Annotated in this window: 12 protein-coding genes; 7 read left to right on the forward strand and 5 right to left on the reverse strand. The window is 64.6% G+C overall.

Annotated elements, in window-relative coordinates; all coding sequences use genetic code 11:
* Window positions 1-406 precede the first annotated feature (406 nt).
* From GGD63_RS08480 to ppc, 3 genes are all read left to right on the forward strand, one after another.
* Window positions 407-811: a YccF domain-containing protein gene (locus GGD63_RS08480; protein ID WP_183240804.1), complete on the forward strand. Its 405-nt coding sequence runs from the start codon at window positions 407-409 to the stop codon at window positions 809-811.
* A gap of 640 nt (window positions 812-1,451) precedes the next feature.
* Complete coding sequence (locus tag GGD63_RS08485) at window positions 1,452-2,018, forward strand: hypothetical protein (protein WP_183240805.1); 567 nt, start codon at window positions 1,452-1,454, stop codon at window positions 2,016-2,018.
* A gap of 1,121 nt (window positions 2,019-3,139) precedes the next feature.
* On the forward strand, window positions 3,140-5,935 hold the full coding sequence (ppc, locus tag GGD63_RS08490; protein ID WP_183240807.1) for a phosphoenolpyruvate carboxylase: 2,796 nt from the start codon (window positions 3,140-3,142) through the stop codon (window positions 5,933-5,935).
* Window positions 5,936-6,003: 68 nt separating this feature from the next.
* Here ppc and GGD63_RS08495 read toward each other — a convergent pair whose 3' ends face one another.
* The 4 genes from GGD63_RS08495 to GGD63_RS08510 all read right to left on the reverse strand — a co-directional run bounded on the left by GGD63_RS08495 (window position 6,004) and on the right by GGD63_RS08510 (window position 9,858).
* Entirely contained in the window at window positions 6,004-7,116 is a 1,113-nt protein-coding gene (locus tag GGD63_RS08495) for an SMP-30/gluconolactonase/LRE family protein (RefSeq protein ID WP_183240809.1), read from the reverse strand.
* 129 nt (window positions 7,117-7,245) lie between these two features.
* Window positions 7,246-8,160: an SDR family NAD(P)-dependent oxidoreductase gene (locus tag GGD63_RS08500; RefSeq protein ID WP_183240811.1), complete on the reverse strand. Its 915-nt coding sequence runs from the start codon at window positions 8,158-8,160 to the stop codon at window positions 7,246-7,248.
* A 141-nt stretch (window positions 8,161-8,301) separates the two neighbouring features.
* Complete coding sequence (locus GGD63_RS08505; RefSeq protein WP_183240812.1) at window positions 8,302-9,441, reverse strand: thiolase C-terminal domain-containing protein; 1,140 nt, start codon at window positions 9,439-9,441, stop codon at window positions 8,302-8,304.
* A gap of 3 nt (window positions 9,442-9,444) precedes the next feature.
* Window positions 9,445-9,858, reverse strand: coding sequence for a Zn-ribbon domain-containing OB-fold protein (locus GGD63_RS08510; protein ID WP_183240814.1), 414 nt, complete (start codon window positions 9,856-9,858; stop codon window positions 9,445-9,447).
* A gap of 191 nt (window positions 9,859-10,049) precedes the next feature.
* Here GGD63_RS08510 and GGD63_RS08515 point away from each other — a divergent pair, with 191 nt between their 5' ends.
* From GGD63_RS08515 to alkB, 4 genes are all read left to right on the forward strand, one after another.
* Window positions 10,050-11,399 carry an amidase gene (locus GGD63_RS08515; RefSeq protein WP_183240816.1) on the forward strand — a complete coding sequence of 450 codons (1,350 nt, stop codon included), beginning with the start codon at window positions 10,050-10,052 and terminating at the stop codon, window positions 11,397-11,399.
* On the forward strand, window positions 11,392-12,078 hold the full coding sequence (locus GGD63_RS08520; RefSeq protein WP_183240818.1) for a DUF2848 domain-containing protein: 687 nt from the start codon (window positions 11,392-11,394) through the stop codon (window positions 12,076-12,078). The genes GGD63_RS08515 and GGD63_RS08520 overlap by 8 nt, the downstream gene beginning before the upstream one ends.
* A 277-nt stretch (window positions 12,079-12,355) precedes the next feature.
* On the forward strand, window positions 12,356-13,102 hold the full coding sequence (locus tag GGD63_RS08525; protein WP_183240819.1) for a 2OG-Fe(II) oxygenase: 747 nt from the start codon (window positions 12,356-12,358) through the stop codon (window positions 13,100-13,102).
* 9 nt (window positions 13,103-13,111) lie between these two features.
* Window positions 13,112-13,765 (forward strand): DNA oxidative demethylase AlkB, encoded by a 654-nt coding sequence (gene alkB, locus GGD63_RS08530; RefSeq protein ID WP_183240821.1) that lies wholly within the window; start codon window positions 13,112-13,114, stop codon window positions 13,763-13,765.
* A gap of 163 nt (window positions 13,766-13,928) precedes the next feature.
* Here the strand turns inward: alkB and GGD63_RS08535 are convergent, their stop codons facing one another.
* Complete coding sequence (locus GGD63_RS08535) at window positions 13,929-15,554, reverse strand: thiamine pyrophosphate-dependent enzyme (RefSeq protein WP_183240823.1); 1,626 nt, start codon at window positions 15,552-15,554, stop codon at window positions 13,929-13,931.
* Between the last annotated feature and the right edge of the window lie 17 nt (window positions 15,555-15,571).

Below are 15,571 nucleotides of genomic sequence, written 5' to 3' on the forward strand. Positions count from 1 at the left end.
CACTGGTGGACAAGGCTGCTCCCGGCGGATCGGCCCGGACGGCCAGTCTACATCCGAGGCCGCCACGAACCCACAAGGGTACAGGGTGGGCAAAGCGTCCGCCGTCGCTCGAAGAGCGAGGGCGGAGGCGTGCCCACCAAATTCGCTTACGGAGACAGATCGTGGGCACGGCGCAAGGGCGCCTTTGCCCACCCTACGAGACTTTAAACGCCGGCTCCGCGATCCCTATTGGGAGCAGGCGGGCCGCAAAATCTGACAGTCCGTAGCCCGGATGAGCGAAGCGATATCCGGGACAGCGAGAGTTAAGGCCCCGGATGTCGCTTCGCTCATCCGGGCTACGTTGCCGTCTTAGCAGAGATAGATTTCGATCCTATATAGGCGGGATCATCGACCTCCGGATCATCCCATGACCCCCGTCTCCATCCTGCTCAACATCCTCTGGATCCTCATCGGCGGCGCCTGGATGGCGTTCGGCTGGCTGGTGGCCGCGGTCATCATGGCCGTCACCATCATCGGCCTGCCCTGGGCGCGGGCGGCGTTCAACATCGCCGTCTACACGCTGCTGCCGTTCGGCTCGCGAGCGGTCAGCCGCTACGAGGTTACCGGTGTCGAGGATATCGGCACCGGGCCGCTCGGGGTGATCGGCAACATCATCTGGTTCGTGCTGGCCGGCTGGTGGCTGGCGCTCGGCCACCTCGTGACTGCGCTGGTGCTCGCGATCACCATCATCGGCATTCCCTTTGCCTGGGCCCATCTGAAGCTCGCAGGCATCGCGCTCTGGCCGATCGGGAAGGTGATCGTGCCGGCTTGAGGCGTGTCCCCATCAACGTCGGCAGTTTGCAGGATGGGTTGAGCCCTTGCGAAACCCATCAATCCGTCCGCCGGTGACGAAGCATGATGGGTTTCGCAAAAGCTCTAGCCATCCTACGCGCTGGCCTTTAGGGACGTTCAGTGGCACTCGGCACGTCGTCAGCTTATGACCGAGGCAGACCTCACACGATTTTTGCGCTTGCGTTGTTCAAAGGCGCGGCGGATGCGGCGTTCCTCGCAGCGTAAAATTGGTCTTCCCGATTCACCAATGGGTCGTCGGTCAGCACTGCTGACGATATCGCAGCGCTTGCGGATCGACGGCTGACGTCCGCTACGCTTCATGTTACGGTACGGTTCGCTTTGGATCGCGCGGTCATGCATTCAGTGTTGACCGTTTATCAGCTTTGGCTGAGCCGGTTCTACCAAGAAGTTCATGAACCAACGATAGAAGCGACAATCTCTGCATACTTCGTCGGTTTGAGACGAAGCGTTGTTCAGGCGTGTCACGTTGGCGTTCAGCGCCGACGCACAACTCGACTTTAGCAAGGAAAAGCATGCGCAGGTGCAAAGCAGGTCATTTCCACTTGGCGGCAGCTCACGGCAGAGCCTTAAAGCCGCCCTTTGATTCCAAGGAGGGCCCCATGAAGTCTATTTACCTGAGCATAATCGATACACGCTCTGCAGTTCGGAGGCTTGCCAAAACAACGGCATTCGTAGCAGTGCTCGTGGCCATTGCCCCCGCGGCTGTTCAGAGCGAGCCGATTGAGAAGAAGGGTACGACCCCCTATGTGACGCATTTCATTTTCAGGCCGTTAATAGCGATTGATACCGCCGAACTTGGCAAAGCCACCATGCTGGAGGCGGTCGGAACAACGCAAAACATGAAGGGAGAGAAGATGCTGGACAAGATGTCCGCGCGTTGCGTAGCGCTCAACGTCTCATCCGGTGAAAAGAAGTACATTGACGGAGCCTGCGTGCTGGCCGACAGCGACGGCGACAAGATTTTCTCGACCTTCGATACTCGGGACCTCGACAAGTCCCAGCCAAAGATGGACTGTGGAACCCATATCATCACCGGAGGTACCGGCAAGTATAAGGGGATCACCGGGAGCGAGCCATTCGCGTGCATCACTATGCCTGCGCTGGCTGGCTCCGGGGATTATTTTGCGATGGACATCCCGCACAACACGTCGTGGGAGGTCAAATGATCCTGACCGAGTCGTCCCACTAAGCGCCGGTTATCGACAGCGGACGTCAATCACTAAACGAGAGCCCGGCCAACAGCCGGGTTCTTTCTTGCAGATGCTCATCAGCAGAGAGCAAGAGTTGTAAATGCAATAGGCCGCTGACACGCTTGAGTGACATCTTTCGCGTTGTCGACGTCGATTTCCCTGCAAACAGTTGGAAGCATCAATGTCGGGTGTTGGCCCAAAGACAAACAGAGAGGCGGCACCCGGGGCGTCGGCTGTCCGTGGTGGAGCGGACATCGGTCTGTCCTCGGCACGACAGTGCCGAGCCGCTGTTGGGCGCCCAATTCCTCGCGTTACCGTCGGGCAAAACACCCCACATGAAGGTCAAGAGATCCGGTGCGAATTATTCTGATTGACCGAAATCCATGTTTCGGGTAAACCGCAACGCATCCCGGCCCGTCAAAGGGACGTTTCGCGATCGTCACGATACGTAGGCCGGGATGCGATGGACGCGGCAGCGCCGGCGCGAGATGGTATGGCAGGGCGGGCTGAGGCCCGTGAGCCATCGCGATCCGCGGTACGACACGGCGCAGTCACAGCGTTTCTTTTCGGCATTGGGGGCGAGCACGCGCGAGCTTCCGACTGTCCGGGGAGGGACGTCCGCGGACGGCAAAAGCGTGTGGTCCTGACGCCCGGGGTCTGTGCGTCAAGGCTTGCGATGGTGAAGCGGCCCGACCGGGTGCGCGCATCAGTGATCCGCAAGGCGACGGGGGCAATAGTGCATCGCTCCCCGGGGAGAGCGCGCCATAAGCCGTAAAACCATTGCGCAGGGAAGGCCGGGATGCCCGGCATCACCTGTGGTCACCCCCGCGTGCGTTTCTCGCGTGCGGACCCTGGGTGCCAGCCGGCGCCCGGCCTTCCCAGCGCCCTCTCTTCTCGATGAGGGCGAAACGGACAGCAAAGCTCGGGCACCTGCGCCGCGAGACCGAGAACGTGTGTGCGTATCGCTCTGCGAGACCCTCCTGCCACGGCCAGCCATGTTACCGCGCCGCCACCAAGTTCATCTTGCACTGCGGCAGAAAAATATCGCACACTCGGCTGGACCGGGCCGCCAAGAGCGCGAGAAGGGGAGCGAGCCGATGTCCCTCCAGACCGTACCATCCGACGCCACTGAACATCGCCCAAACCGCCCCGAGGACGTTCAGGCCACGGAAGCGGAAGCGCGGCTGCGGGACGACATCCGCCTGCTCGGGCGCATCCTGGGCGATACCGTGCGTGACCAGGAGGGGGCCGACGTGTTCGACCTGGTCGAGCGCATCAGGCAGACCTCGATCCGGTTCCACCGCGACGAGGACCGGCTTGCCCGCCGCGAGCTCGAGCAGATCCTCGACAGCATGTCGACCTCCGAGACGGTTCGGATCGTCCGCGCCTTCAGCTATTTCTCGCACCTTGCCAACATTGCCGAGGACCAGAACAACATCCGCCAGATGCGCGCTCGCGCGGCGGCCAAGAATGGCGGCTCCGGCGTGCTGGCGGAGACACTGGCGCATGCCAGGGACGCGGGCATCGGCCCCGACCAGCTCCGCAACTTCTTCAAGACCGCGCTGGTTAGCCCGGTCCTGACCGCGCATCCGACCGAGGTCCGCCGCAAGAGCACCATGGACCGCGAGATGGAGATCGCTGGCCTGCTCGATCGCCGCGAGCGCGTCGCGCTGACCGCGGACGAGGCCGCTGCCAGCGACGAGCAGCTCCGCCGCGAGGTGCTGACGCTGTGGCAGACCAACCTCCTGCGCCGGACCAAGCTCACCGTGCTCGATGAGGTCGGCAACGGCCTGTCGTTCTATGACTACACCTTCCTGCGCGAGGTGCCGCGGCTGGTCAACGCGCTGGAAGACCGGCTGGATGAGGGCGAGCAGACGGCGGGCGAGCTCGCCTCGTTCCTGCGCATGGGCAGCTGGATCGGCGGCGACCGCGACGGCAATCCCTTCGTCACCGCCGACGTCATGCGCGGCACGCTGCGGCTGCAGTCGAGCCGGGTGATGCAGTTCTATCTGAACGAGTTGCACGTGCTCGGCTCGGAGCTGTCGATCGCAGCCCATCTCGCCGACGTCTCCGAGGAGCTGCGCAATTTGGCGGAGCGTTCGCCGGACACCTCGCCACACCGGAGCGGCGAGCCCTATCGTCTGGCGGTATCAGGCATCTATGCGCGCCTGACCGCGACGGCCGAAGCGCTCGAGGTCGAGATCACGCGCCGGCCGGTCGGCAAGGGCAGGCCTTACGAGAGTGTCAGGGAGTTGCAGGCCGATCTCGACGTGCTGCACCGTTCGCTGATCTCCAACAATGCCCGCGTCATCGCCCGCGGCCGGCTGCGGCTCTTGCGCCGTGCGGTGGACTGCTTCGGCTTCCACCTGGCGCGGCTCGACATCCGCCAGAACTCGGCGGTGCACGAGCGCACCATTGCCGAGCTGATGGACGCCGCCAACCCCGGCATGTCCTATCTCGCGCTCGGCGAGGATGCCCGCATCTCGCTGCTCACCAACGAGCTGCGCTCGACCCGCTCGCTGGTCTCGCAATTCGTCAAGTATAGCGACGAGACCATGGGCGAGCTCAACGTCTTCCATGCCGCCGCAGAAGCGCATGCGAGGTTCGGCTCGGACGCCATTCCCCAATGCATCATCTCGATGTGCAAGGGCATGTCGGACATGCTCGAGGTCGCGGTACTCTTGAAGGAGGTCGGCCTGGTCCATCCCTCCGGGCGCAGCGCCATCAACATCGTGCCGCTGTTCGAGACCATCGAGGATCTGCAGGCCTCAAGCGGCATCATGGACCGCATGCTGTCGCTGCACGATTACCGCCGCCTCGTCGACAGCCGCGGCAGCGTGCAGGAGGTCATGCTCGGCTACTCCGATTCGAACAAGGACGGCGGCTTCGTCACCTCGGGGTGGGAGCTGTACAAGGCCGAGATCGGCCTCGTCGAGGTGTTCGAGCGTCACCACGTGCGGCTGCGCCTGTTCCACGGCCGCGGCGGTTCGGTCGGCCGCGGCGGCGGGCCGAGCTATGATGCCATCATTGCGCAGCCCGGCGGCGCGGTGAACGGCCAGATCCGCATCACCGAGCAGGGCGAGATCATCTCGTCGAAATATTCCAACGCCGAGGTCGGCCGCAACAATCTGGAGATACTGGCGGCTGCGACGCTGGAGGCGAGCCTGCTGCATCCGCGCCAGAGTGCGCCGCGCCGCGAGTATCTGGTCGCGATGGACGAGCTTTCGAATCTCGCCTTCAAGGCCTATCGCGGTCTCGTCTACGAGACCGAAGGCTTCGTCGATTACTTCTGGGCGTCCACCGTCATCAACGAGATCGCGACCTTGAACATCGGCAGCCGCCCGGCCTCGCGCAAGAAGACCCGCGCGATCGAGGACCTTCGCGCCATCCCCTGGGTGTTCTCCTGGGCGCAATGCCGCCTGATGCTGCCGGGCTGGTACGGCTTCGGCAGTGCGGTCGAGCAGTGGATCGCGGAGCACCCCGACAAGGGCATGCCGTTCCTGAAGGAGCTCTACAAGGAATGGCCGTTCTTCCGCATGCTGCTGTCGAACATGGACATGGTGCTCGCCAAGAGCTCGATCGCGATCGCCTCGCGCTACGCCGAGCTCGTGCCGGATGAGGCGCTGCGGGAAAAGATTTTCGGCCGCATTCGCCGCGAATGGCATTCCTGCATCGAGACGCTGCTCGACATCATGGGCCAGGACCGGCTGCTGCAGGGCAATCCGCTGCTGGAGCGCTCGGTGCGTCACCGCTTCCCTTATCTCGATCCGCTCAACCACGTGCAGGTCGAGCTCTTGAAAGAGCATCGCGCGCAGAACCCGGACGAGCAGGTGCTGCGCGGGATTCAGCTGACGATCAACGGCATCTCGGCGGGGCTGAGGAATACGGGGTAGCAGCGAATGGCGAATAGAGAGTAGCGAATGGAGTCTACTCGCCATTCGCCACTCACTACTCGCCTCACTCAACAGAAATGCGCGCCTTGCGTCTCCACATAGACCGCATAGAGCGACTGGCTCGCGGTCATGAACAGGCGGTTGCGCTTCCTGCCGCCGAAGCAGACATTGGCGCAGGTCTCCGGCAGCAGGATCTGCCCGATACGCGCGCCGTCGTTGGGCGCGAATACCTGCACGCCGTCATAGCCGGGGCCGACCCAGCCCGCGCCGACCCAGATGTTGCCTTCGGTGTCGACGCGCAATCCATCGGGGAAGCCCGACTTGCCCTCGAGCTTCATGTCGATCAGCTTCTTCGGGTTCGATAGCTTCGCCCCGTCGATGTCGTAGGACCACACCACGTTCTCGGCCTGCGGATAATGCGTGGTACCGGTGTCGCAGACATAGAGCTTCTTGTAGTCGTGGGAGAAGGCAATGCCGTTCGGCTTGAACGGCTCGTCGGCGACCTTCGCGACCTGCCCGGTCTGGGTGTCCAGGCGATAGACCGCTTCCTTCTGGTGAGGCTGCAGCGAGCCGGTATTGGCGAGCTTGCCTTCGTAGATGCTGATCGCGCCGTAGCCGGGATCGGTGAACCAGATCGCCTTGTCGTTGGGGTGCACCACCATGTCGTTGGGGCCGTTGAGCGGCTTGCCGCCAGCCTGCTCGGCCAGCGTGGTCACCGCACCGTCATGCTCATAGCGGACGAGGCGCGTGCGCTCGGCGCTGATCTGGCGGCCCTCGGTGTCGAATGAATTGCCGTTGGCCTCATTGGACGGCTTGTGGAACTGCTCGGAGATGTGGCCGTCATCGTCGAGATAGCGCAGCTGGCGGTTGGCGGGGATGTCGCTCCAGACGAGATATTGTCCTTGCGCATTCCACGCCGGCCCTTCCGCCCACAGGCAGCCGGTATAGAGCCGCTTGATCGCGGTGTTGCCGACCTTGGCCTTGAAGCGCTTGGGGTCGATGACGACGATGTCGGGGTCGGGATAGCGCTGCGGCTCCGCATTGGCGCCGAAGTCGCGGGCATCAGCATTGGAGGCGAGCAGGGTTGATGCAGCGAGTGTCGCTGCGCCCTGGAGCAGGGCGCGGCGGCCGAGACTGCCGCTTGCAGTCGTGTGGTCGGAGTTGGTCAGTATTCTTGTCATGGTTTCCTCCCAAAATTTTGTTGGGAGGACACCATTCGCCTGCATTCAGGCGTAAACCGGGGCGATCTCCGATCGAGACGATCGGAGATCGCAGGGCAGGGATGCCGGAAATGCGGCTAGACGGGATCCTTACACGGGATCCCACGTGAAGATGTCGGCGGAGCGGTCGAGCTTGTAGAACGAGCCCTTCAGCGCCGGCATGCCGTGTTCCGCGATCGATTGCGGCGTCCAGCCTTCGCTCCGCTGCACCGAGCGGATCGGACGATTCTGGCTGAACAGGAAGATCTCGTTCATGCGCACGCCAAAGATCTGGCCGGTGACGTCCTTGGCGGAATCGCCGAGCAGGTAGCCGCACAGCGGCGCGATCTTCTCCGGTCCCATCTGCTTGATCTTCTCGACGCGCGCCTTCTCGGCTTCGGTCTCGGTCGGGATGGTGCCGATCATGCGGGTCCAGGCGAACGGCGAGACGCAGTTGGACCGCACGTTGAAGCGCCCCATGTCGAGCGCGATCGACTTCGACAGCCCGACGATGCCGAGCTTGGCCGCGGCGTAATTGGCTTGCCCGAAATTGCCGATCAGGCCCGAGGTGGAGGTGAAGTGCACGAAGGAGCCGCTCTCCTGCTCGCGGAAGATGCGCGCCGCGGCGTGGCTGACGTAGAACGAGCCCATCAGATGCACCTTGATGACGGCCTCGAAGGCTTCCACGCTCATCTTGTGGAAGATCATGTCGCGCAGGATGCCGGCATTGTTGACGACACCGTCGAGCCGGCCGAAATGATCGGTCGCGGTCTTCACGATCTTGCTGGCGGGGATCGCTTCCGCCACCGACTCGAAATTGGCAACCGCAGTGCCGCCGCGCTTCTTGATCTCCTCGACCACTTCTTCGGCTGGAGCTGCGTTCGAGCCGGCGCCGTCGGCGGCCCCGCCGGGATCATTGACGACGACCTTGGCGCCTTCGCCCGCGCACAACAGCGCGATCTCGCGCCCGATGCCACGGCCCGCGCCGGTGACGATGATGACCTTGTCTTGCAGTGATTTTGTCATGAGGGTTCTCCGCTAGCCGTTCCAATTTCCGCGTCATTCCGGGGCGGAGCGGAGCGACGAGCCCGGAATCCATCGCGCCACCGTCGTTGCGGGCCGATGGATTCCGGGTTCGCGCTGCGCGCGCCCCGGAATGACAGTCAATTACCTCTCGTTCGTAAACACGATCGTACCTGACGCCGCGAACATGCCGCCGACGCCGTGGCACACTGAAATCTTCGCGTTCGGCACCTGCGCCGGTGCGACGCCGCGCATCTGCCGCACGCTCTCCTGGAGCGCGTACATGCCGTACATGCCGGAATGCATGTAGCTCAATCCCCCGCCATTGGTGTTGAGCGGCAGTTTCCCGCCAGGCCGCGTGTTGCCGTCGGCGATGAACTGGCCGGTCTCCTCATAGGGCATGAAGCCGAGGTCGCCGAGACCGAACAGCGGCAGATGCGCAAACGCATCGTAAATCATGAGATGATCGACGTCCTTGTGGGCGATGCCTGCCTCCCTGAACGCCAGCGGCCCTGCGACCTTGAAGGCGCGCGAGGAGTTGAAGGTCTCCATCTGGCTGACCATCGGCGTCTCCACGCTCTCGCCGGTGCCCATGATGTAGACGGGCTTGCGCGGAAAATCCCTGGCGCGATCGGCCGAGGTCAGGATCAGCGCGCCGCCGCCGTCGGTGACGAGGCAGCACTGCAGAAGCCGGAACGGATAGGCGATCATGCGCGAGTTGAGGACGTCAGTGACCGTGATCGGGTCCTTCATCATCGCGCGCGGATTCTTCGCCGCCCATTCCCGCTGCACCACCGCGACCGAAGCCAGCTGCTCATGCGTGATGCCGTAGGTCTTCATGAAGCGCAGCACGGGAATCGGGAACATGCTGGGCGGGCCGTAGACACCGTAGGGCGCCTCGAACTGGCCGTTGAGGCTGTCCGCCGGAGTCGAGCGCGGCAGCTTGCCGATCATCGACTTGCCGCTCTCGGCATGGGTGATCAGCACCGTCTTGCACAGGCCGGCCTCGATCGCCGCCGCCGCGTGGCGGACATGCAGCATGAACGAGCAGCCGCCGACCGAGGTGCCGTCCACCCAGGTCGGCTTGATGCCGAGATAGTGGCAGACCTGCTGCGGCGTTTCGACCGCGGTGGCAAAGCCGTCGATGTCGGACAGCTTCAGCCCGGCGTCGGCAATGGCATTGAGCGCCGCATCCGCATGGAGCTGGAGCTGCGAGGCGTTGGGGATGACACCGAGCTCGGTGGTCTCGGCCGCGCCGACGACGGCAACCTGGTTCCTGCGCATGCTCTACCCCTTCGCCGGACGAAACACGGGGAGGGTGATCTTGTCATCGAGTGCCTCGAAGGCGACCTCGAGCTTCATGTCGAGCTCCAGCGCTTCCGGCGTCTGCGGGCAGTCGATGATGTTGCTCATCATCCGCGGCCCCTCGTCGAGCTCGACCACCGCGATCGCGTAAGGCGGCGTGAAGCCGGGTGCGGCAGGGCGATAGTTGATCACGTAGCTGTAGAGAAAACCCCTGCCGCTCGCCTTGAAGATGCTGACCTTGCGCGAGGCGCAGGACGGGCAGAACGGGCGCGGCGGAAAATAGACATGCGCGCAGGCATCGCAGCGCTGCAGGCGCAATTCGCCGGCTTTGGTGCCGTCCCAGAAATGCTGGGTTTCCGGCGTCGGTTTCGGTCGCGCCCGCTGCGGTTCGGCCATGTCGGAAACCTCCCAGAGCTTCTTCTGATAAGGAACGGGCTTTCCGCCCGCCTGTTTCGATTGTGATGCGACAATTGACCATGGCGCGTCAACGGTCCACCAATGCGCATGCATGCCATCATGCGCACAATGCTTGTGTCGAGCTGAGCCAGCGCTATAGATTGCGCGCGCCAATATTCCGTGAGACAGACATGCCCGATTTTCCGACACTGGCGAAGCTCGCCGACGACCTTGAAAGCGGCCGCACCACCTCCCGCAAGCTGGTCGAAGCGTGCATCGCCAGGATCGCCGACCCTGCCGGCGAGGGGCAGCGCACCTTCATCCATGTCGACAAGGATGCCGCGCTGACGACCGCCGACGCCATGGATGCCCTGCGCAAGGTCAAGGCGGCGCCGTCGCGCTATGCCGGTATCCCCATCTCGATCAAGGACCTCTTCGACATCCAGGGGCAGACGACGCGCGCCGGCTCCCGTGCGCTCGACGATTCCGATCCGGCCGAGCACGATGCGGCGGCGGTCGCGCGGCTGCGCAAGGCCGGCTTCGTGCTGATCGGGCGCACCAACATGACCGAGTTCGCCTATTCCGGCATCGGCATCAATCCGCATTACGGCACGCCGAAAGGCGCCTGGAACCGGGCCGAGGGCCATGTGCCCGGCGGCTCCTCCTCGGGCGCCGCGGTCTCCGTGCTCGACGGCATGGCGCATGGTGCGCTCGGCACCGACACCGGCGGCTCCTGCCGCATTCCGGCGGCCTATAACGGCATCGTCGGCTACAAGCCGACGCAGCACCGCGTGCCGCTGGACGGCTCGGTGCCGCTGTCCTTCTCGCTCGACAGCATCGGGCCGCTGGCGCGATCGGTCAGCTGCTGTGCCATACTCGATGCCGTACTCGCGGGCGAGCCCATCGTCGCGCTCAAGCCGCGGCCCGTGAAGGGCATGCGGCTCGCGGTGCCAACCACGATCGCGCTCGACGATCTCGACACGGCGGTCTCGGAAACCTTCGAACGCGCGCTGAAGACGCTGTCCGACCACGGCGCCGTCATCGAGCGCATCGAGATGTCCGAATTCCTCGACATCGGCCCGATGAACGCCAAGGGCGGCTTTGCGGCCTCCGAAAGCTACGCCTGGCACCGCTATCTCATCGAGGCCAAGGGCGACGTCTACGATCCCCGCGTGTCGGTGCGCATCATGCGCGGCGAGGCGCAGAGCGCGGCCGACTACATCGATCTCCTCAACGAGCGCCGCTCGCTGATCGCCCGCGTCAACGCGCGCATCGCGCCCTATGACGCTCTGGTGCTGCCGACCACCGCCAACACCCCGCCGAAGATCGCCGACCTTGCCGACGACAAGGCGTTCACCACCCAGAACCTGCGCGCGCTGCGCAATTGCACCCTCATCAACATGATCGACGGCTGCGCCATCTCGCTGCCCGCACATCGCGCGGGCGACGTTCCCGTCGGCCTGATGCTGGCGGGTAGCGGTGGCTCCGACCGTCGTATTTTTGAACTTGCTGCCGGCATGGAGGCCGTAATTCGTGTTTGACTTGACTTTCACCGTCGACGCCCAGGACACCACCACGCCGCTGACGCTGGCGATCGACCAGGCGGTCATCGCCGGCTGGACCGGCCGCGATCCCGTCGCGCGCGACAAGCACATCGCCGAGCTGCACGAGATGGGCATCGCCCCGCCGGCCTCGACCCCGATCTATTACCGCGCCTCGGCGCGGCGGCTGACCCAGGAAGACCGCATCGAATGCTGCGGCGGGGATTCCAGTGGCGAGGTCGAGTTCGTGCTGATCGGCTGGCAGGGCCGCATCTTCGTCGGCTGCGGCTCCGATCACACCGACCGCAAGGTCGAGGCCTACAATGTCACGGTGTCCAAGCAGATGTGCGACAAGCCGATTGCTTCGACGCTGTGGGAGCTCGAGGACGTCATCGGTCATTGGGACAGGATGATCCTGCGCTCCTACGCCACCATCAACGGCGAGCGCGTGCTCTACCAGGAGGGCACGCTGGATGCGATGCTGCCCGTCGCCGACCTGATCGCGCGCGGCTTTGAGGGTGGGAAGTTCCCCGACGGCTGCGCCATGTTCGGCGGCACGTTTGCAGCCAAAGGCGGCATCCGCCCGGCAGAGCGCTTCGACTTCGAGCTGGAAGACCCCGTGCTGAAACGCACGATCAGGCATGGCTATGACGTGACGACGTTGCCGGTGCGGGGCTGAGGCGCCTCCAGCGTCATTGAGAGCGCAGCGAAGCAATCCAGGCCGGTTCCGCGGAGGGATTCTGGATTGCTTCGTCGCAAGGGCTCCTCGCAATGACGGGATCGGAAATCGGGTGGCTGTCGCGGCCGCGATCTGCGACACACATTCCGTCATTCCGGGGCGCGCCCGCTTAGGCGCGAGCCCGGAATCCATCGTACGGCACGGTCGCTGGATGAATGGATTCCGGGCTCGCGACTGCGTCGCGCCCCGGAATGACGGATGTGGATAGGATATCGCTATGACAATTGCGAAACGTATTCCCGCTGTCGATGAGGCCCCCGACCTCGCCGCCCACGTCGACGCCCTCGACTGGCCTCACATCACGGCCGAGCTCGACTCCCAGGGCTGCGCCGTCCTGAAGGGCCTGCTCACGTCCGATCAATGCCGCGCCATCGCCGCGCTCTATCCCGACGATGCGCACTTCCGCAGCCGCATCGTCATGGACCGTCACGGCTTCGGCCGCGGCGAATACAAATACTTCTCCTATCCTCTGCCCGATCTGATCGCACAGCTCCGCCCGGCGCTCTATGCGCATCTGCAAGCCGTCGCCAATCGCTGGAACGAGGCGATGGGGATCGACATCCGCTATCCCACAGTGCATCCGGCATTCCTGAAGCGCTGTCACGAGGCCGGGCAGGCGCGGCCGACGCCGCTGCTGCTGCAATATGAGGCTGGCGACTACAATTGCCTGCACCAGGACCTCTATGGCGAGCACGTGTTCCCGCTCCAGGTCGCGATCCTGCTCTCAGAGCCCGGACGCGATTTCACCGGCGGCGAGTTTGTGCTGACCGAGCAGCGCCCGCGCATGCAGTCCCGCGCGGAGGTCGTGCCGCTCGCGCAGGGCGACGCCGTCGCCTTCGCTGTGCATCACCGCCCGGTGCAGGGGACACGCGGCACTTATCGCGTTAATCTCCGCCATGGCGTCAGCCGCATCAGGTCTGGCCAGCGCCACACGCTAGGCGTGATCTTTCATGATGCCAAATGAGTGCAACGATTGACGGCTGATTTGTTCGACAGCGTCGCCGAGGCGCAGCCGTCGCGCGAGGAGATCGCCGACGGTGCCGTGCTGCTGCGCGGCTTCGTCAAGCCGATCGAGAGCGAGCTGATTGAAGCGGTGCGCGCGATCGTGGCGCAGTCGCCGTTCCGGCGGATGACCACGCCCGGCGGCTACCAGATGTCGGTGGCCATGACCAATTGCGGCGAGCGCGGCTGGATCACCGATCACACCGGCTATCGCTACGATCCCATCGATCCGCGAACCGGCGTGCCTTGGCCGGCGATGCCACCGGTGTTTCGGGATCTCGCACGCCGCGCGGCGGAGCAGGGCGGTTTTGCCGGCTTTTCGCCCGATGCCTGCCTCGTCAATCGCTACGAGCCGGGCACGCGGCTGTCGCTGCACCAGGACAAGGACGAGCTGGATTTCGCGGCGCCGATCGTGTCGGTCTCGCTCGGCCTGCCCGCGATCTTCCTGTTCGGCGGTCTCGCGCGCAGCGACAAGCCGCGCCGCTTCCGGCTCGTCCATGGTGATGTCGTGGTCTGGGGCGGGGCTAGCAGGCTCGCCTATCACGGCGTCGCGCCGCTGGCCGAGGGCGAGCATCCGCTGCTGGGAAGGAAGCGGATCAATCTGACGTTTCGCAGGACGCGGTGACCTTCCTTCTCCCCTTGTGGGAGAAGGTGGATCGCTGACGCGAAGCGGCAGCGAGACGGATGAGGGGGGTGTCTCCGCGGATAGAGACCCCTCATCCGGCGCTTCGCGCCACCTTCTCCCACAAGGGGAGAAGGGAAGAAGTCCCGGAACGACGAAGCTTCGTCTACGGCTTCGGCGGGTGAATGAACGCCCACGGGCTCACTTCCGAATCCCGGGTCACCTCGACCGAGATCAGATACGGCCCGCCGTGGCTAAGCGCCTTCTCCATCGCCGCCTTGAACTGATCCGGCGCGGTGACGCGCGCTGCGGCAACGCCAAAGGACTCCGCGAGCTTGACGAAATCCGGATTGACGAGGTCCGACGCGACCACACGGCCGTCGAAGCGTTCGCGCTGGTCGCGGCGGACATTGCCATAGGCGTTGTTGTTGAACACCAGCGTCACCACGCCGATGTTGAACTGCACGGCGGTGGCGAGCTCCTGCACGCCGAACATGAAGCCGCCGTCGCCGGTGATCGCCACCACAGGCTTGTCCGGATTGGCAACCTTGGCGCCAAGCGCGGTCGGGAAACCCGAGCCGAGCGTGCCCTGATAGCCCGAGGTGATGAAGGTGCGCGGCTGGTAGATCGGAAAGCCGTACCAGGAGGCGAAGCCGACCTGTGACAATTCATCGGTGACGATCGCATTCGCCGGCAGCACCTCGCGCAGGATGCTCAGATACGCCATCTGCGGCTGGATGCGCTGGATCTCGGCCTGCGCGGTCGCGGTCGCTTCGCGGATCGCGCCGCGGCGGCCCGCGGTCTTGCCGTAACCGGCCTTGCGCACGGCAGCGGCGAGATCGGCGGTCGCGGCCTTGGCGTCGGCGACGATCGCGGTGTCGGAAGCGAACCGCCGCATCTCGACCGGATCAATGTCGATGCGGATGCTCTTCAGGCCGGCGGGCTGATACGGCCAGCGTGACATGGTCGGCAGCTCCAGCCGCGTGCCGATGCCGATCATGAGATCGGTGTTCGGCCACAGCTTGTAGGCGGCGGCCATGGTGAGACCGAGCTCGTGCGCATTGGAGACGATGCCGCGGCCGCTGCGGAAGGCGACCACGGGTGCATCGATCATCTCGGCGAGCTCGAGGATCTCCTCGCCTGCCTCGATCGCGCCGCTGCCGACGAAGATCATCGGCGCCTTGCTCGCCTTGATCAGTGCGGCCGCCTGCTTGATCATATCAGGATCGGGCAGCGGCGCAGGCAGCGGCTCCAGCACCCGCGCGGCGGCGGTATCCGCGCGCTGGGTGAAAATATCCCAGGGCATCTCGACCGAGGCCGGGCCGGGCCGGCCGGATGTCATCTCCTGGAAGGCGCGCGCCACCGTGGTCGGCGCATTGCCGGGCGTCTCGATCCGGTCGGCCCACTTTACATAGGTGCGCAAGGTCGCAAGCTGGTCCGGCATCTCGTGCAGATGGCCGCGGCCCTTGCCGAGGAATTGCGTCGGCACCTGGCCGGTGACGCACAGCACCGGCTCGTTGCAGCCATAGGCGGTGAGCAGCGCCGCGCTGGCGTTGAGCACGCCGGGGCCGGGCACCACGCTGAACACGCCGGGCCGGCCGCTGGCGCGCGCATAGCCGAAGGCCATATAGCCGCAGGCCTGCTCGTGCCGCGCGCCGATCACCTTGAGCCGGGCCTGATGAAACGCGTCGAACAGGCCGTAGATTTGCGCGCCCGGCAGGCCGAACACGGTGTCGACGCCGTGGGCGACAAGCCCGCTTACGATCGCTTCGCCGCCGGTGAGGGTGGTCATTGCACTATTCCACTTCG

It is taken from the genome of Bradyrhizobium sp. cir1 (assembly GCF_014198245.1).
GTDB lineage: Bacteria > Pseudomonadota > Alphaproteobacteria > Rhizobiales > Xanthobacteraceae > Bradyrhizobium.